Origin of the sequence: Sphingopyxis soli (assembly GCF_018682675.1) — a bacterium.
GTDB lineage: Bacteria > Pseudomonadota > Alphaproteobacteria > Sphingomonadales > Sphingomonadaceae > Sphingopyxis > Sphingopyxis soli.
On the sequence record NZ_JAFMTR010000042.1, the window covers coordinates 50,452 to 68,078 of the forward strand.

Annotated in this window: 16 protein-coding genes; 7 read left to right on the forward strand and 9 right to left on the reverse strand. The window is 64.8% G+C overall.

Features of this window, described 5'->3' with window-relative positions:
• Positions 1-305: 305 nt before the first annotated feature.
• The 4 genes from J1N50_RS05805 to J1N50_RS05820 all read right to left on the reverse strand — a co-directional run bounded on the left by J1N50_RS05805 (position 306) and on the right by J1N50_RS05820 (position 4,517).
• Positions 306-1,460, reverse strand: a complete 1,155-nt coding sequence (locus J1N50_RS05805; protein WP_215350979.1) for a cell wall hydrolase — start codon at positions 1,458-1,460, stop codon at positions 306-308.
• Positions 1,461-1,469: 9 nt separating this feature from the next.
• On the reverse strand, positions 1,470-2,390 hold the full coding sequence (cysK, locus tag J1N50_RS05810; protein WP_215350982.1) for a cysteine synthase A: 921 nt from the start codon (positions 2,388-2,390) through the stop codon (positions 1,470-1,472).
• On the reverse strand, positions 2,387-3,055 hold the full coding sequence (locus J1N50_RS05815) for an RBBP9/YdeN family alpha/beta hydrolase (RefSeq protein ID WP_215350985.1): 669 nt from the start codon (positions 3,053-3,055) through the stop codon (positions 2,387-2,389). Before J1N50_RS05815 ends, cysK begins: the two co-directional genes overlap by 4 nt.
• Before the next feature lie 151 nt (positions 3,056-3,206).
• Positions 3,207-4,517 (reverse strand): MFS transporter, encoded by a 1,311-nt coding sequence (locus J1N50_RS05820; protein ID WP_215350989.1) that lies wholly within the window; start codon positions 4,515-4,517, stop codon positions 3,207-3,209.
• A 127-nt stretch (positions 4,518-4,644) separates the two neighbouring features.
• Here J1N50_RS05820 and J1N50_RS05825 point away from each other — a divergent pair, with 127 nt between their 5' ends.
• Genes J1N50_RS05825 through J1N50_RS05835 form a run of 3 tightly spaced genes read left to right on the forward strand, consistent with a single transcriptional unit; the run spans position 4,645 to position 9,335 of the window.
• Entirely contained in the window at positions 4,645-6,366 is a 1,722-nt protein-coding gene (locus J1N50_RS05825; protein WP_215350992.1) for a DUF885 domain-containing protein, read from the forward strand.
• A gap of 54 nt (positions 6,367-6,420) precedes the next feature.
• The gene (locus J1N50_RS05830; RefSeq protein ID WP_215350995.1) at positions 6,421-7,572 is read left to right on the forward strand and encodes a TIR domain-containing protein; all 1,152 of its coding nucleotides are present in this window, start codon (positions 6,421-6,423) and stop codon (positions 7,570-7,572) included.
• Entirely contained in the window at positions 7,569-9,335 is a 1,767-nt protein-coding gene (locus J1N50_RS05835; RefSeq protein WP_215350998.1) for an adenylate/guanylate cyclase domain-containing protein, read from the forward strand. The genes J1N50_RS05830 and J1N50_RS05835 overlap by 4 nt, the downstream gene beginning before the upstream one ends.
• On the opposite strand, the gene J1N50_RS05840 is transcribed toward J1N50_RS05835, so the two are convergent.
• Positions 9,327-10,625 carry an RsmB/NOP family class I SAM-dependent RNA methyltransferase gene (locus J1N50_RS05840; RefSeq protein ID WP_215351001.1) on the reverse strand — a complete coding sequence of 433 codons (1,299 nt, stop codon included), beginning with the start codon at positions 10,623-10,625 and terminating at the stop codon, positions 9,327-9,329. The genes J1N50_RS05835 and J1N50_RS05840 overlap by 9 nt on opposite strands.
• Between J1N50_RS05840 and J1N50_RS05845 the strand changes: the two genes are divergently transcribed.
• Complete coding sequence (locus J1N50_RS05845) at positions 10,624-10,890, forward strand: DUF1674 domain-containing protein (RefSeq protein WP_343227847.1); 267 nt, start codon at positions 10,624-10,626, stop codon at positions 10,888-10,890. The two genes, J1N50_RS05840 and J1N50_RS05845, sit on opposite strands and share 2 nt — an antisense overlap.
• A gap of 17 nt (positions 10,891-10,907) precedes the next feature.
• Here the strand turns inward: J1N50_RS05845 and J1N50_RS05850 are convergent, their stop codons facing one another.
• From J1N50_RS05850 to J1N50_RS05860, 3 genes are all read right to left on the reverse strand, one after another.
• Positions 10,908-11,450, reverse strand: a complete 543-nt coding sequence (locus tag J1N50_RS05850; protein ID WP_215351004.1) for a cytochrome b — start codon at positions 11,448-11,450, stop codon at positions 10,908-10,910.
• Between the two features lie 13 nt (positions 11,451-11,463).
• A complete protein-coding gene (locus J1N50_RS05855; RefSeq protein ID WP_215351007.1) occupies positions 11,464-12,240 on the reverse strand; it encodes a SapC family protein in 777 nt (258 codons plus the stop codon).
• 109 nt (positions 12,241-12,349) lie between these two features.
• Positions 12,350-13,690, reverse strand: a complete 1,341-nt coding sequence (locus tag J1N50_RS05860) for an FAD-binding oxidoreductase (protein WP_215351010.1) — start codon at positions 13,688-13,690, stop codon at positions 12,350-12,352.
• Positions 13,691-13,958: 268 nt separating this feature from the next.
• Here J1N50_RS05860 and J1N50_RS05865 point away from each other — a divergent pair, with 268 nt between their 5' ends.
• From J1N50_RS05865 to J1N50_RS05875, 3 genes are all read left to right on the forward strand, one after another.
• Positions 13,959-14,483: a hypothetical protein gene (locus tag J1N50_RS05865; protein WP_215351013.1), complete on the forward strand. Its 525-nt coding sequence runs from the start codon at positions 13,959-13,961 to the stop codon at positions 14,481-14,483.
• A 114-nt stretch (positions 14,484-14,597) separates the two neighbouring features.
• The gene (locus J1N50_RS05870; protein ID WP_215351016.1) at positions 14,598-15,956 is read left to right on the forward strand and encodes a DEAD/DEAH box helicase; all 1,359 of its coding nucleotides are present in this window, start codon (positions 14,598-14,600) and stop codon (positions 15,954-15,956) included.
• A 292-nt stretch (positions 15,957-16,248) separates the two neighbouring features.
• A complete protein-coding gene (locus J1N50_RS05875; RefSeq protein WP_215351020.1) occupies positions 16,249-16,548 on the forward strand; it encodes a hypothetical protein in 300 nt (99 codons plus the stop codon).
• 36 nt (positions 16,549-16,584) lie between these two features.
• On the opposite strand, the gene J1N50_RS05880 is transcribed toward J1N50_RS05875, so the two are convergent.
• Positions 16,585-17,601: an NADP-dependent oxidoreductase gene (locus tag J1N50_RS05880; protein ID WP_215351023.1), complete on the reverse strand. Its 1,017-nt coding sequence runs from the start codon at positions 17,599-17,601 to the stop codon at positions 16,585-16,587.
• Between the last annotated feature and the right edge of the window lie 26 nt (positions 17,602-17,627).

A 17,627-nucleotide genomic window follows, 5' to 3' on the forward strand; every position in this document is an offset into this window, starting at 1 on the left:
TCCACCAATCGCTTCGCGAGCGATCTCCCTCCCCATGGCTGCGCCACAGGGAGGAGCTTGCGACTGCTCCCCACCCCAAGGCAGACGCGAAGAAAGGTCTGTCCTACATTATCCGGCTGTGCCAGCCTTCATCCGGTAGATGACGGCGTCGCGCCGCGGCAAGGCGGGCAGGATGGGTTCGGCAGCGCTCCCGGGCACAAATGGGCGACGCAATGGGCTGAACTTTCCTGAACTTTGGACATTCAGGCAGCGCTGATCCCGGTGAACCCGCCGCTCCAAATCCGACATTCACGAAGAGTCGGCCGCTACCGCTTCATGCACTGGCGCACATCGTCGCGCTTATACTCGCTGCAATTCCACAGCGCCTTCTCGAACCCCGCCCTGTCGTCGCGGAGGTAGGAAAAGGTCATCGCCGATCGCTGCATGTCGCTCATCGCGTCGCTGTCGGGCTTCAGCATCGGGTTGGTCCAGCCCATGAACTTGCAATAGGGCTTCTCGCCGCAGAGCCTGAGCGCCGTGGTCACAAAACTCTCGGGCGTCGCGCGGCGGTCGAGCGAAACATAGATGGTGTCGCGTCCCGCTTTCTCGCCCGCGCCGGGGACGAGCTTGGCCTCGCCGACGGCGGCGTTGGCATCGACGCCGGCCAGTTCCACCGGCGGCAGCGTTCCGATCGCCAGCGCGTGCGAGGGCGACAGCGCCGCCATCTTAACGATTCCGGCATCGTTGCCCGACACCAGACCGCGAAACGCGCCGGGCGTTCCCCAGAAGCCCGGCCAGCGGAAGAAGAGGTGCGTATCGACGACCGCGATCTTCTCGAGGCTGTCGCTCCAATAGGGACGCACCCAGTCGGTGTGATAATGCGTCGCGAGCCCGACCTTGGGATAGGTCGTCCCCGACAGCATCATCTCCGCATTCGCCTGCGCACGTGCCCAGGCGGCGTCCGAATAGCGGCGATTGAGAGCGCCATCGCAGGTGAAGGTGAACTGGCACCCCGTCGTGCGCTCCGAACCCTGGAACACGACGCCGCAGATCGACTTGGGAAAGGCGGGATGGCGCGCGCGGTTGATGACGACCTGACCGACCGCCTGCTGGCCCTTGGCGTCGTCGCCCGCTTCATAGAGCATGGCGGCGGCAAGGCAGTCGCGCGCGCGGGCGCGGCCGTCGCCGCTACCGGCGTAGATGAAAGGGCGCGCGGCGACGAAACCCTTGGTGACGAGCGGGATTTCGGCATTCTGCGCCTTGGCGTCGGCCTCGCTCACCGGCGCCAACTCGACCGGCGCCACCTCCGGAACGACGTCGGCAGGCGGTGCGACCGGATGCGGGCGCACACCATGCTTGCCCGCCCCAGCATGGTTGCTCGCGTAGAGGACGGCAACGATCGCCGCGGCCGTCATCAGGACGAACAACCAGCCCGTCCAGTCGCGCCGCAGGGGCATCGCCTGTTCGCCTTCGGGGCGCATCAGCGGAGATCAGATTTCGGGCAGGAAATCGGGAACCGACAAATAGCGCTCGCCGGTGTCGTAGTTGAAGCCGAGCACGCGCGTGCCGGGGGGCAATTCGGCGAGCTTCTGGCTGATCGCGGCAAGCGTCGCGCCCGACGAAATGCCGACGAGCATGCCTTCTTCGGTCGCGGCGCGGCGCGCGAAATCCTTGGCGGCGGCGGCATCGACCTTGATTACGCCGTCGAGCAGATCGGTGTGCAGGTTGCGCGGGATGAAGCCGGCGCCGATGCCCTGGATCGGGTGCGGCGCGGGCTGGCCGCCCGAGATGACGGGGGAGGCTGCGGGCTCGACCGCGTAGACCTTCAGGTTCGGCCAGTGCTGTTTCAGGAATTGCGCGGTGCCCGTGATATGGCCGCCGGTGCCGACGCCGGTGATCAGCACGTCGATCGGCGTGTCCTTGAAATCGGCGAGGATTTCGGGCCCCGTCGTGCGGACGTGGACGTCGATGTTCGCTTCATTCTCGAACTGCTGCGGCATCCACGCGCCGGGCGTCGTCTCGACCAGCTCGATCGCGCGCTCGATCGCACCCTTCATGCCCTTTTCGCGCGGGGTCAGATCGAAGGTTGCGCCATAGGCGAGCATCAGGCGGCGGCGCTCCAGCGACATGCTCTCGGGCATGACGAGAACCAGCTTGTAGCCTTTGACGGCAGCCGCCATCGCGAGGCCGATGCCGGTGTTCCCCGACGTCGGCTCGACGATGGTGCCGCCTTCCTTCAGGCTGCCATCGCGTTCGGCCGCCTCGATCATCGCAAGCCCGATACGATCCTTGATCGACCCGCCGGGGTTGCTGCGTTCCGACTTCACCCAGACTTCGGCGTCGGGGAACAGCTTCGCCACGCGGATGTGCGGGGTGTTCCCGATGGTCTCCAGGATCGAATTGGCTTTCATGATCGGTGCGCTCTTTCTTTATACTCGAACCGCGGGTCGAGACGGACCCGGTTCGGCCAGTCCCCGGCGCGCAGCCACTTGGTCTCGTCGGCCAGGGCGGGCAGCGGCGGGGGTTGTAACGAGGCGAGCAGATACTGTCCATAAGGCCAGTCGCCGATCCCTGAATCCGCGTTGATGTGACCGAACGGCCCGGCGTTGACGAAACGCGCATCCCACTGCCGCGACAGGCGCCAGACGTCCGCCGTCTTGGCATAGGGGTCATTGTCGCTTGCGACGACGATCATCGGCGTATGCGAGGTGAAGCCCGGCGCGTCGCTGAAGCCATAGACGCGATTTTCTTGCCGCAACCGCGCCAGTTCGGGCGGCGCGACGAGCAGCGCGCCGGCGATGCGCGTGCGCGTCAGCGCGCTGGCTGCGGCAAACCAGTGCGCGAAAGCATGGCAGCCGAGGCTGTGCGCGGCGACCAGCACCGGCTCGCTTTCGGCGTCGATCGCTTCGGCGATACGCTTGACCCATTCGTCCTTGTCGGGGTTCGACCATCGGCCGAGATCGACTCGCTCACAGTCGGCGAACTTGTGCTCCCACAGGCTCTGCCAATGGGTCGGGCCGCTGTTGTGCAGCCCCGGAATGGTCAGGATTTTGTGGCGTATGGTGGCGCTGGGCATCGGGGGTTCTCCATCGAGGTGGGGGAGGGGAACCGCGGTGACGGGTGCAATCGAGGTAATTCAACTATTTTAATTGGCAATCACTTTGTGATGAATGGGAGGCAGTTTGCGACGAGCCGATTTTGCATTTTCGGGCGACCGCAAAAATGCGCTATTCGGCCGGTTTGAATTGCGGTTCGAAGGTCTTGGCGCGGCGCAGTTCGGGAAAGAGCCATGCCCAAAGTGCGGTTACACCGACCGCGGCCGCTCCGCCGACGACTACGGCAGGAACCGGACCCAGCGCCGCGGCCATCGCGCCGGCCCGCATCTCGCCAAGCTCGTTCGACGCCGATATGGCGAGGCCCGACGCTGCGCTGACGCGGCCGCGCATATGATCGGGGGTGTTGAGCTGGATCAGCGTCCCGCGCACGAAGACCGAGAACATGTCGGCCGCCCCGAGGAGGACAAGCATCGCGAGCGAAAGCAGGAGGCTGGTCGACAGGCCGAAGGCCACTGTCGCGAGGCCAAACACAACAACTGCCCAAAGCATCTTCACGCCGACGTTGCGTTCGATCGGGCGGAACGATAGTCCCAGCGCCACAATCGCCGCTCCCAAGGCGGGGGCCGCGCGCAGCAGCCCGAGCCCTTCCGAGCCGACATGCAGGATGTCGCGGGCATAGACGGGCAGCATCGCGGTCGCACCCGACAGGATCACCGCGAACAGGTCGAGCGTGATCGTGCCGAGCAGAAAGCGCTCGATCCAGACGAACTTCAGGCCGTCGAGCATCTCGCGCAGCGGATGGCGGCGCACCTCGACGGGCGGTGGCAGCACAGGGCGGACACGGCTGATCGTGAACGCCGAGACGGCGAGGAGGATGGCCGCGAAGATATAGACCGCCGTCGGATGCGCGGCATAGATCAAGCCGCCGACCGCCGGGCCGATAACCGAAGCGGATTGCCAGGCGATGCTGCTCATCGCGATCGCCCGCGGGAGTACAGCGGGCGGAACGATATTTGGCGCGATGGCGCTCATCGCGGGGCCCGAAAAGACGCGCGCCACCCCATGCAGCGCAGCAAGGCCGAACAGCAGCGGCAGCGTCAGCCCGCCGACCCATGTGAACCAACCGAGTGTGGCTGCGATCGTGATGTCGATCAGGTTAGAGAAGATCGCAACGCTGCGGCGCTCGAACCGATCGGCCGCCCAACCCGCGACCGGCGTCAGCAGCGCAAGCGGGATGAACTGCACGAGCCCGAGCAGTCCGAGCTGGAACGACGCCTGCCTGATCGACATGCCATAGTCGGTCCGCGCGGTGTCATAGAGCTGGTATCCGATCACGACGACCATCGCGATCGTTGCCATCACCGCGGTGAAGCGTGCCGCCCAATAATAGCGGTAATCGGGAAAGCTGAGTGGGGAGGGAGCTCTCGGCGTCGATTCCGGCATCACCGGTTCGTCGCCGTCGGGAGGGAGTATCGTTGCCATCGCCTCCCGCCCTATCGGAGAATTCGCCGGTGTCCAGTCGCCCTCGCCGATGCCGTTCGTCGATTTACGGATGTCATCGCCCGATCATGGTGGCACTAGCCGCCCATCGATTGAGGGAGATCATCGAATGACGCGTAAATTTGCCCGCTTCGGCGGCGCCGCGATGGCTGCGACGCTGCTGGTCCTGACCGCCTGCAACGCATCGGACAAAACGCCGGCATCGGCATCGGGTGCGAAGAACTGGACCGAGTTCCGCGATAATTTCCTCGCGGGCTATTTCCCGCTCAACCCCAATTTCGCGGTCTATCAGGGCAAGCACGAATTCGACGGCAAGCTCCCCGACTGGTCGCCCGAGGGGCTCAACAAACAGATCGCCTTCCTCGAAAAGACGATCGCCGATGCCAAGGCGTTCGACGGCGACATGACCGATGCGGAAAAGTTCGAACGCGACTACCTTGTCCACGTGGCGCAGGGCCAGCTCTTCTTCCTGAAGGACGCCGATTTCCCGCACAAGAACCCGGCTTATTATGTCGGCCAGCTCGATCCCAACGTCTATATCGCGCGCCCCTATGCCGACGCGACGACGCGGATGAAGGCCTTCATCGCCTATGCCCGGAAAGTTCCGGCGGCGGCCGAGCAGATCAAGACAAATATCAAGCTGCCGTTGCCCGCAACCTTCGTCAAATATGGCACGGCGGGTTTTGGCGGCTTCGCCGACTATTACACCGGCGACGCCAAGAAGGCGTTCGCCGAAGTCAAGGACCCCGAACTTCAGAAGCAGTTCGATGACGCAGCCGCGAAGGCCGCCGCGTCGATGAAAGATCTCGCCGCCTATATCGGGTCGAAACCCGGCACGGCCGACGGCTATGCGATCGGCGCCGACAAGTTCGCCAGGATGATCCTGACCAACGAAGCGGTCGACACGCCGCTGGATGAGCTGGAACGCATCGGACAAGCCGACCTCAAGCGCAATCAGGACGCGCTGAAGGCCGCCTGCGCGACCTATGCCGCGGGGATGACGATCGCCGATTGCATGAAGAAGATGAACTCGGACAAGCCGGCTGACGGTCCGGTCGCCGAAGCGCGGCGCCAACTCCCGACGCTGCGCGCCTTCCTCGTCGAGAAGGATCTTGTGACGATCCCCGGCACCGAACAGGCGCAGGTCGAGGAATCACCGCCCTACAATCGCCAGAACAGTGCCTATATCGACATTCCGGGGCCGTATGAAAAAGGCCTGCCGTCGGTCTATTATATCTCGCCGCCCGATCCGACGTGGGACAAGGCGACGCAGGATGCGTTCGTTCCCGGCAAGAAGGATCTGCTTTTCACCTCGGTGCACGAGGTGTGGCCCGGGCATTTCCTGAACTTCCTCCACTCGAACCGCGCCGAAAGCATCTTCGGCAAGCTGTTCGTCGGCTATGCCTTCGCCGAAGGCTGGGCGCATTATACCGAGGAAATGATGTGGGATGCGGGGCTCGGCAATGGCGATCCCGAAACGCATATCGGCCAGCTTTCGAACGCGCTGCTCCGCGACTGCCGCTATCTCTCGGCGATCGGGCTGCATACCAAGGGGATGACCGTCGCGGACTCGGAAAAGCTGTTCAAGGAGCAATGCTATCAGGATGACGGTAACGCCAAGCAGCAGGCGGCGCGCGGCACCTACGACCCGCTCTACCTCAACTACACCATGGGCAAGCTGATGATCCGCAAGCTCCGTGACGACTGGACGAAAGGCGACCGGACGAAGTGGAAAGCCTTTCACGATGAATTCCTGTCCTATGGCGGCCCGCCGATCCCGATGGTGCGCGCGGCAATGATGAAGGAGGATAGGCCGAAGGCGGTCTTCTGAGGCTGGCGAATCGACGGACCCGCGGCTAGCCTCCCCGAAACGGGAGGCTAGCCGATGGTCGACGTCTTCATTTCCTACTCGCGCGACAACAAGGCGCGCGTCGCACAGATCGCGCAGGCAGTTTCCGTCGCCGGCTATGACGTGTGGTGGGACGCCGAATTGCCGCCTCACCGGTCCTACGGCGATGTCATCACCGAAAAGATCGGCAGCGCGAAGGCCGCGATCGTCGTCTGGTCGCACCAATCGGCGCAGTCCGAATGGGTCCGCGCCGAAGCCGACGTCGCACGCAACCAGAAGAAGCTGGTGCAGACGGCGATCGACGATGTCATGCCGCCGCTTCCCTTCAACCAGATCCAGTTTGCCGAGCTTGCCGACTGGAATGGCGAGCCCGATCATCGCGGCTGGCGCAAGGTGCTGATGAGCCTTGAGGAACTATGCGGGCGGGAAGCCGCGCTGGCTGGCGCGGCGCCCGAGCCGCCGAGGCCGGCCCCGAACAACAGGCAGGCGCAACCCGGCGCTCGCAAGCCGTCCATCCTGCCGTGGGCACTGCTCGGCGTGGCGGTGATCGCGGTCGCGCTGCTTGCCTGGAAACTGCTCCGGCCAACATCGGAACCCGTCGCGGCTTCGGCCCCGACCGAGACAGCGGCGTCTGCCGAAAATGTCGAGGCCGCCCCCGCGTCGGCAACATCAAACCCGGCCGAAGCCTTCACACTCGCCGCGGTGATCGACGATCCCGACGGCTTCACCAATATCCGCGCGGGGCAGGGGACGCATACGCCGATTGTCGGCAAGGTACTCGAGGGCGAGAAGTTTTTGACCTACAAGCAGCCCGGGCAGTGGTGGCGCGTGCGCAAGGCCGACGGCACGACGGGATATATGTTCCACAAATATATCCGACTGGTCGAAGGTGGGGTGGCGTCGGCATCCGAAGGCTATGAAGGGAAGCTGGATGGGCCAGTGGTTATCGCCGACTCCTCGACACGCGAGCTGACGCCTGCGGACGTTGCGCCGCTGACGAAGCAACAAGCCCGTCTGGCGCGGAACGAAATCTTTGCACGAAAGGGGCTTCGTTTCAAAGACCCCGAGCTACGGGAGGTCTTTGGTCGCTACGCCTGGTACAAGCCGACCTCCGATGTGGTCGAACTGTCACCGATCGAGAAGGCCAATGTCGCGCTGCTGAAATCGGTCGAAGACGCGGCGCAATGACCGACCGCGCCGCTGTCGAGGCGGAAGTCGCGTACCGCCTTGGGCAGGGCGATGCGCTTAGCGCCTTCGATTGCGCGGCTGCAGCGCGCCGCGAAGGCGTCGATAGTCCGCGCCTCCGTTACCTGATGGTCCGCGCGCTCGCGGCGTCGGGCGACAGCCTCGGCGCGATGCATCTTTACGAGCAACTCGACCTGGCGGCGACGGGCGACGTCGACAGTCTCGCGCTCGCCGGGCGCATCTGGAAGGATGAGGCGTTCGATCATGAGGGCGCCGAACGGGCGTTGTTTCTTCGCAAGGCCGCAGCGGCTTACGAGAATGCGTTCAAGACGTCGGGCGCCGACTTTCCGGCGATCAATGCCGCAAGCCTTTATGCGATGCTCGGCGAACGCGATCGCGCGGCGGCGCTCGCGGGTCCGATCGCGGCCAATGGCGCGTCCGACAATTATTGGGATCAGGCGACGCTCGTCGAGGCGCTGTTGCTGCTCGGCCGCGGCGAGGAAGCGCTCGCCCATGCCGCCGCCGCCGCGCAGGCGACTGCGCGAGCTGGGGATCGCGCTTCGACCTGCCGCCAGATCGCGCGGCTCGCGGCAAGCGGTGCGATCGACGCCGCCCGCGCGGCGGCAATCGTCGCCTTGCTGCGCCCGCCGCCCGTCGGCGTCTATTGCGGACGTATGTTCCGCGCGGGCGGCGAAGGCGAGGCGCGTGCCGCGCGCGCAATCGCCGAAGCGCTCGATACGCAGCCGCTCTCTGCGCTGATCGGCCCGCTCGCGTGCGGGGCCGACATATTGTTCGCCGAAGCGGCGCTCGATCGCGGTATCGACCTCACCATCGTGCTCCCCTTTGCAGAGGATGATTTCATCGCCCAATCGGTGCAGTCGGGGGGCGAGGCGTGGGTGCCGCGCTATCTTCGCTGCCGCCAGAGAGCAGCGATGGTCCATTTCGCGAGCAACGCGCGCTATGTCAGCGACGATTGCCAGTTCATCCTCGGCTCGCACACTGCGATGGGTCTCACGAAGCTCCGCGCGCGCGAACTCGAAACCGAGGCGATCCAGCTCGCCGTGGTCGATCCCGAATTCGCCGCGCGATCGGGGGCCGAGATTGCCGGGACCAACGCCGATATCGCGCTGTGGCGGGGCAGGGGCGAGCGGACGCTGGCCATCCCGGTCGGCAATCTTGACCGCAATCTCGACTTTCCTCCGGCCCCCAAACCACCCGAAGGGACGCAGCGCGGCCTTTACGCGATTCTCTTTGCGGACTTCGCCGGCTTCTCGAAACTCGGCGAGGCCGAGCTTCCGGTCTTCGCGGCCGAGGTGATGGGCGGGATCGGGCGAATCCTCGACGATTTCGGCGACGCGGTACTGTTCCGCAACACCTGGGGCGACGCGGTTTACGCGGTAATCGACAATCCCGCGACCGCCGCGCGAATCGCGCTCGCGATGCAGGAACGGCTCGACGTCCTGCCGCCCGGCCTCGGCCTCGAAGGGCACAAGGCCGGGATGCGGACCGGCATCCACTTCGGCCCGATCTATCGCGGCGTCGATCCCGTCGTCGGCAACGAGCTGTGGTACGGAACCGAAGTCACGCGCACCGCGCGGATCGAGCCCGTCACGCTGGTCGGGCAGGTCTATTGCACCCAGCCGCTCGCGGCGATGCTGGCGCTTGAAAATGCGCGCGATTTCGACTGCGACTATGTCGGCAAGGTCCGCCTGGCCAAGGATTATGGCGAGCTGGCGCTCTATCGCCTCTCGCGCCGCTCAGCTTGACGGCGCGCGCAGGCGGGCCGCGAAAAAGCCGTCGAGCCCGCCAACATGGGCCAGCATCCCCGGAAGGGTGCGGATGAAGCCGTTCGGGTCGGGAACGATGCCGCCGGGAAGTTCGTGGGCGAGGGCAGGGGCCACGGCCCAGCCCGGATGATCGGCGAGGAAGGCGGCGATCCGCTCTTCCCCCTCGGCGCGTTCAAGCGAGCAGGTCGCATAGACGAGTGTGCCGCCTGGCCTCAACCAGCGCGCCGCGCGGTCCAGCAGCGCGGCCTGCAGCTCCGCCATGTCTGTAATCTGGCGAGCTTCGATCCGATGCAGCACGTCGGGATGGCGACGGAAAATTCCGGTGGCGGAGCAAGGCGCGTCGAGCAGGATCGCATCGGCGGGCGCCGATGGCTCCCAGACGCGGATGTCGCCCTGCACGACCTGCGCCGTCAGGCCGGTCCGGTCAAGATTGTCGGAAAGCCGCCCAAGCCGCTTCGCGCTCGCATCGACCGCGACGACGTCCCAGCCCGCTGCGGCAAGCTGCATAGTCTTGCCGCCCGGCGCGGCGCAGAGGTCGAGGACACGGCGGCCATCGCCCGTTCCCAGCAGGCGCGCGGGAAGGCTGGCCGCGAGATCCTGCACCCACCAGCCGCCTTCGCGATAGCCGGGGAGACTTTCGACCGCCTGTCCGCGCGCAAGGCGAACATGACGCGGCGCGAGCGCAACGCCATCGGTCCATTCGCCAGACACGGGGTCGGCCGCGAAGCTGAGATCGACGGGCGGCGGCACGCTCCACGCCTTCGCCGCCGCGTCGGCTACGCCATCACCCCATTGCGCCGCCCAGCGCTCGGCAGCGTCGTGCGGCAGGCTTGCCTGGTCCGGCAGCGCCCATTCTTCCTGCTGCGCGCGCGACAGCAGCGCGTGTACCAGCCGCCGCGGCCCACCGGCGACGAGCGGCAGCGCGGTCGAAACCACCGCGTGCGGTGGGCTCTTCAACACGAGCAGCTGTGCAAGCGCGATGCGAAGCACCGCGCGGGATTTCACGTCGCCGGGCAGTTGCTGCGCCGTCGCGCTATCGATCAGCGCATCGATAGCGACCATCCAGCGCAGCGTTTCGGACACGATCGCGATCGCAAAGGCACGATCGGCACTGCCCAGCCCCTGCGTCGCAGCATGGGCTGCGAGGTCGAGCGGATCGCCGCGGCGCAGGATCGCATCGATCAGGCGTAGCGCGGCGCGGCGCGGTGCCGTGCCGGGCGGGTCGGGTTCATTTGCGCCGCGCCGGCGGTTTGGACGCCGTTCAGCCATGCGGGCGATCACTCTTCTGGTTGGCGGCGGACATATCAAGGCCTATGTTGCGGCGATCATGGCCGACAATAGCAAATCGATGATGGGCGGTACGCCGCGCGCGACGAAACGCCCCGCGCATGTGAAGCCGCCCGAAGGCTGGACGAACGAGCCCGTTCCCGCGCCCGAACCCTTGCTTGAGGACAAGGCCGAGGACCAGCCCGGCGGACGCAATCCGGTGCGCTACGGCGATTGGGAACTCAAGGGACTTGCCATCGATTTCTGAATCGCAGGCTGTAAAGATCAAAAGGGATTCATCCGCGAAAGAAGCCGGTCACGGTCGATGAACTGATGCTTCAGCGCCGCCGCGATATGCAGGACGACCAGCGCCAGCATGGTCAGCCCAAGCATTTCGTGCCGTTCATGAAGAACATCGGCGACCTGCTTGTCGGGCCCGACGATGGAGGGAATGGCGAACAGTCCGAAGAAATCGATCGGACGATCCGCCGCCGACATCCAGACCCAACCCGAAAGCGGCAGCAGGATCAGCAGCACATAGAAAAGGAAGTGCGCGAAGCGGCTGGCCCGGCGTTCCCACGCGCGCATCGTTTCGGGTGGCGGCGGCGCCTTGTTGACCAGGCGCCACAGGATGCGGATCAGCGTCAGCGCCAATATCGCCATGCCCAGCGCCTTGTGGGCGTTCATCGCGGCGCGATGGGCGTCGCGGGGCAAACCTTCGGTCAGCATGGCGAGGCAGATGTTCGCGATCACTGCCAGGCCGATGAGCCAGTGAAGCCCTATGGCCACCCTCGAATAGCGCGATCGGGCGTTGTCGATGGTGGCCATGGAAATATGCTCCTTAGACGGCAGGAACCTGGATCAGTTCCGGAACCTTACCCGAGCGGACCTGCTCGGCAAAGATTTCGCGCATCAGCTGCAGCGAGAAGAGGTGGGCAAAGATCAGCGCGAGAATGCCGTTCTGCATCATCTTGCGAAGCACGTCACCGCGCAGCTCGCGCAGCTTGTTCTCGTCGACCATCTGGAAGCCGCGATAGATGAATGGCTTGTCGTTTCCTTCGGGCTGGATCGCCACTTCGCCGTCCATCAACAGGTCGGCCTTTTTCAGTTCTTCGACGAACATGCTGGTGCGCTGACCCGCTTCCTCGAAGGTGCGGCAGAATTCGAGCACCGAATTCACCGGCTCGGTCGGCTGGCCATCGGCGAACAGAGCGTCGCCTTCCTCGAACTTGCCGATCGCGGGCGAGGTCGGGTCGAAGCACAGCGACAGATCCTCGCTGTCGGGGTTGAGCCGCGCGAGCATGAAGGGATAGCGGCGGACATAGGCCGGGACATAGACCGGATTGATCAGCTTGCCCTGGTCGTCGACGAAGACGTTGACGCCCTCGTTCAGGCCCATCAGCGCCAGCGGGACCGGGTTTTCGCCGGACGAGAAGACGATGGGGAAATAGCGGCCGGCCGACACGAACTCGTCCGACGTCAGCGGAATGGCGTGCTGGCCGACCAGGAACTCCGCAGTGTCGAGGCTACGTGCGTGATAATCGGCGTGATCGACGCTCGAGAGCGGAACGAGATCCTTGTAGAAAAGCGGCAGGTTGTTTGCGGGCGCAGTGGCCATGATCGAACTCCGGCTACATGCCCCGGACCGTTCGGGGCAATGAATAATGGCGCGCCTTATTGGCCCGCGCCGCGCGGCGCAAGGGCGTTTGCACGGGATGCCCCGGCTATCAGCCGATCAGTTTCCCGGGATTGAACAGGCCGGCCGGGTCGAGACCCGCCTTGACGGCCCTTAGCGCATGCAACCGCGCCGGACTGTCGAGCTCGGCCAAAATGTCGCGTTTCATCTGTCCGATCCCGTGTTCGGCGGAAATCGACCCGCCGAGCTCGATGACATGCGAATAGACGGCGCGGCTGAGCGCCGCGCCATGCTGCGCGAGCCACGCCTGGCCGTCGACGCCGGCGGGCGGCTGGACATGATGGTGGATATTGCCGTCGCCGAGATGGCCGAACGACGTCGTGCGAACCCCGGGGAACTCGGCGGCAAGGCGCGCCGGATTGTCGGCGATGAAGCGCGGCATGAGGTCAACCGGAACGCTGACGTCATGCTGGAGCGCCGGTCCTTCCGCACGTTCGGCCTCCGAGATGGAATCGCGGAGCTTCCAGAAATCTTCGCTTTCGCGCTCGTTCTTCGCGAGGGCGACGTCGTCGATCAGGCCGGCGTCGAGCGCGGCCGCCAAAGTCGCCTCGAGCGGAACCGCAAGCGCCCCTTCATCGTCGCCCGCCAATTCGATCAGCGCATTCCAGGGCGCCGGATTGGCGAGCGGCGCACGGGTCTGCGGAATGTGGCGCAGCACGGCGTCCAGGCTGCTTTTCGGCACGATCTCGAACCCTTCGAGCGCGTCGCCAACGCCGTCGTCGAGTTTGCGCAGCAGCGCCAGCGCGGCCTCGGGCGATTTGAGTCCGACCCACGCGGTCTGGCGCGCCGCGTTGGCGGGAATGAGATGCAGGCAAGCCGCGGTAACGATCCCCAAGGTCCCCTCGGCCCCGCAAAGCAGGTGGCGCAGGTCATAGCCGCGATTGTCCTTCTTCAGCGGCGCCAGTCCGTCGAAGATGCTGCCTTCGGGCAGGACGGCCTCGATCCCCGCGACAAGCGCGCGCATCGTGCCGTGGCGCAGGACCTGCGTGCCGCCGGCGTTGGTCGACACGAGCCCGCCGATCGTCGCCGATCCCTTGCCGCCGAGCGTCAACGGGAAGCGCAGACCGACGTCGAGCGCCGCATGATGAAAATTCTCCAGAACCACGCCCGCTTCGGCGACGGCCGTCCGCGCCGCTGCATCAATCGAACGGATGCGGTTCATGCGCCGGAGGCTCAGCAGCAACTGATGTCCGCTGGCATCGGGCGTCGCGCCGCCCACCATGCCGCTGTTGCCGCCCTGCGGAACGATCGCGGCGCCCTCGGCGGCGCAGAGACGGACGATTTCGGCCACTTCGTCGGTCGATACCGGCGACAGCATCGCCGCAGCCTGTCCATGATATTTGCCGCGCCAGTCGGTAAGCCAGGGCGCCATGGCATCGGCATCGACGCTGAATCCCTTCGGTCCCAGCAGATCGGCCAGGGCTTGAAGCAATCGGGGGGAGGGTGGGTGGCTCACTTGCGCATATTTCCCGAAAAACGCCGTCCGACCGCCGGTCGGGGTCGACAGCAATTCATTTGATGTTCAATCATGGGCGCTAAAGGGGCGATGGACGAAGAAAGGCTTTTCGTCCAGCATCGATGCGGGAGACGCGGGTGAATGACAGCTTCGATCGGGGCGCCGGAAGGGCGGCAGTACGTTCGTGCTGACCCTTGCCGCCCTGTGGACGATGATGATGGCGCCCGTCGCCGAAGCCCCGGGACCGGGGCCCGAGCCCCTCTCGGTCGTCGCGATGCCGTCACCGGAAGATTCGACCGCGTCCTTCTGGCAGATGGTGATCGAACAGCAGATCATCATCCGCGTTCCGGCGCAGCGATCTTCGCTCAACAATTTCTCGGCGCCCCCCGCCCCCGAAATGCGGCTGCGGCAGGCGCCCGTCGAGTGGAAGGAAAAGAAAGCGCCCAAATGCGTCGCGATGCGCAACATCCTCGGGATGCAGGGGGCGCAGCGTGACAGCATCGACCTGATCACGAGGCAGAAACAGCGGCTTCGCGCGCAGCTTAACCGCGGTTGCCGTGCGCTGGACTTCTATGCCGGCTTTTACATGCAAGGCTCGAAAGACGGGCAGCTCTGCGAGGATCGCGACCAGATTCATGCCCGCACGGGCGCCAAGTGCGAGATCGACAAGTTTCGCCTGATGGTCCCCGTCGCGAAAAACGACGACTGATCAGCCGAATTGTCGGCCTTTTCTTGACTTTTCGCTGCTGTTTCCCCATTGGCCCCGCAGGATCGGCTGGCGTGGGACGCCGTGCTGAAACATTTTTCCGGACAGTTTGACCCTATGAAATTTGCCGACCTCGGCCTTTCCGATGAACTTTTGCGCGCCGTGACCGAGTCCGGCTACGACGAACCTACCGCGATTCAGGCGGGCGCGATCCCGTCGGTTCTGATGATGCGCGACATGATCGGCATCGCCCAGACGGGCACGGGCAAGACCGCGTCCTTCGTGCTGCCGATGATCGACATCCTGGCGCACGGCCGCGCGCGCGCACTGATGCCGCGCTCGCTGATCCTCGAGCCGACGCGCGAGCTCGCCGCGCAGGTCGCGGAAAACTTTGAAAAATACGGCAAGTACCACAAGCTGTCGATGGCGCTGCTGATCGGCGGCGTCCAGATGGGCGACCAGATCAAGGCACTCGAAAAGGGCGTCGATGTCCTGATCGCAACGCCGGGCCGCCTGATGGACCTGTTCGAGCGCGGCAAGATCTTGCTCACCGGCTGCAACCTGCTGGTGATCGACGAAGCCGACCGGATGCTCGACATGGGTTTCATTCCGGACATCGAGAATATCTGCACGAAGCTGCCCGCGAATCGGCAGACTCTGCTTTTCTCGGCGACGATGCCGCCGCCGATCAAGAAGCTCGCCGACAAATTCCTGTCCAACCCGAAGACGATCGAGGTCGCTCGTCCTGCGAGCCGGAACGAGAATATCGAGCAGTTCGTCGTCAAGACGTCCGAACGCGGCAAGCGCGATGCGCTCCGCGGCCTGATCGAGTCGGAGGACATCGGCACTGCGATCATCTTCTGCAATCGCAAGACGACGGTGCGCGAACTCGCCAAGTCGCTTCAGCGTCACGGCTACAAGGCCGGAGAAATCCATGGCGACATGGACCAGTCGAGCCGCATCGCCGAGCTCGACCGCTTCAAGGCCGGGACGATCAACATCCTCGTCGCGTCGGACGTCGCCGCGCGCGGTCTCGACGTGAAGGGCGTCAGCCACGTCTTCAACTTCGACGCGCCCTGGCATCCGGACGATTATGTCCACCGTATCGGCCGCACGGGCCGCGCCGGGGCGAAGGGGCGGGCATTCACGCTGATCACGCCGTCGGACGACGAGGCGATCGACAATATCCAGAAGCTGACCGGCTATCAGATCCCGGTTCACGATACGGGCGCGCCTGAGGCCAGACCGGAACGGAACGCCGAAGAGCGCGAGCCGCGCCGCGGCCGTTCGGAACGCGGCGGGCGCCGCCCGGCAAAAGCCGACAAGGAACCCGCGCGCAGCGAAGAGAAGCGTGCGGCGCCGAAGAAGGAAGCAAGCCGGAAGCCCGCGCCCGCGTCGCGTCAGGATGACGATGGCCCCGACGACGGCTGGAACGGGCCGATGCCGGGCTTCCTGTCGGTGGGTTTCGGTAGCTGATCCGCACGCCGAGCGGCAACCTGCCGCTTTTTCGGTGGATTCGTCCGACTGACCTGGATTTCAAAGTTCAGGAAAGTTCAGCCTCTTGCAGGTCCGACTTGCCTTGCTTCACGGACGCGTCGCGCCGGCCCCTGCACATCTGCGTAGACCGGGCTGCGATCGCGGCGTCCACATAGTCAAACAGCTGAGAGAAAAGCTGACACAGCGGGATAATGTAGGACAGCGTTTTTTTTGCGCCGCGAATGTCCGTTTCGGGGTGGCAAGTAGACGACTCACGCCCTAAGCTGAGATCATGGTCAAACAGGACCCGGAATACCTAAAAAATCAAAGCCGCCGAGGGCATGCGAAGTATCGCTGGTATCGTGCGTGTCTTAATGCGATCGCCGCCCTATGGGCGGGGTTATTCATTGTCCTATTCCTCGTCGCACTTGTCGATAAGGTGGCTACCTATGATTGGGGATTCGCCACTCACATGTGGAGCTTCTTGGGCTTTCTGACCATCGGAGTTTGCTTGTGGGCCGTTCAAAGGCTCATTTTAAAGCTTATGCTGGCCTACATTCGGCACACCTACGGCGCAGAGCCGACCAGCTAGCGCCGACAGCTTCCGGCCGTTTCCGGACACAGGAACCTACAGCCGGACCAACATCTTGCCGATATTCGCGCCCGAGAAGAGTCCGAGGAAAGCCTCCGGTGCCGCTTCGATTCCGTCGTGCACGGTCTCGCGGATCGTCACTGCGCCGCTGGCGATCAGCCCGCCCATGTCGGCGTAGAATTCCTCCATGCATTCGATGAACTGGTCGGTGTAGATGAAGCCTTCCATGCGGATACGCGCGGGGATCGAGCGGATGATGTACTTCATCTCCTGCGGTTTGCCGTCATTATAGACGTCGATCATCCCGCAGATCGCGAAGCGTGCGAAATCATTGGCGACCGCAAAGGCCGCGTCGAGATGCTCGCCGCCGACATTGTCGAAATAGACGTCGATCCCCGGCTTTCCGAGCTTTTCTAGTGCCGCTGCGAGTTGGGGCAGCACTGGCCCCGCCTTGTAGTCGATCACGGCATCGGCGCCGAGATTCGACACCCATGCGCATTTCTGCGCGCCGCCCGCCGAGCCGATCACCGTCATTTCACGCGCCTTGGCGATCTGCACCACGGCCGAGCCCACCGCGCCTGCCGCGGCGGACACGAAAACCGTATCGCCCGGCTTCGCGGCTGCAACGCGGAGCAGGCCGATCCAGGCGGTGCCGCCGGTGAGGCCCATGTTGTGCAGGAAGGTCTGCGGCGACATGCCGCCCGCCAGCAACTCTGCGGGCAATTTGTTGGGCATCATGTCGAGCCCGATGATCCCGCCGTCGCGCCAGCCGCCCATGTGGAGGATCAGGTCGCCGGGCACGAAGCCGTCCATCGTGCTTTCCAGCACCTCGCCGATTGCGCCGCCGGTCATCGGCTGATCGATCTGGAAACTCGCGGCATAGCTTTTGGCGTCGTTCATTCGCCCGCGCATATAGGGGTCGACCGACAGCCACAGGTTGCGGACGCGCAGCTGGTCGGCATCGAGCGGACCGTCGGGCAGCGCGCGGAGCGCGAAATTGTCCAGCGTCGGCAGCCCAATCGGACGACTGCTCAAATGCCATGCCCTGTTCATTGGAAATTCCCCAATTCCCCAATTTC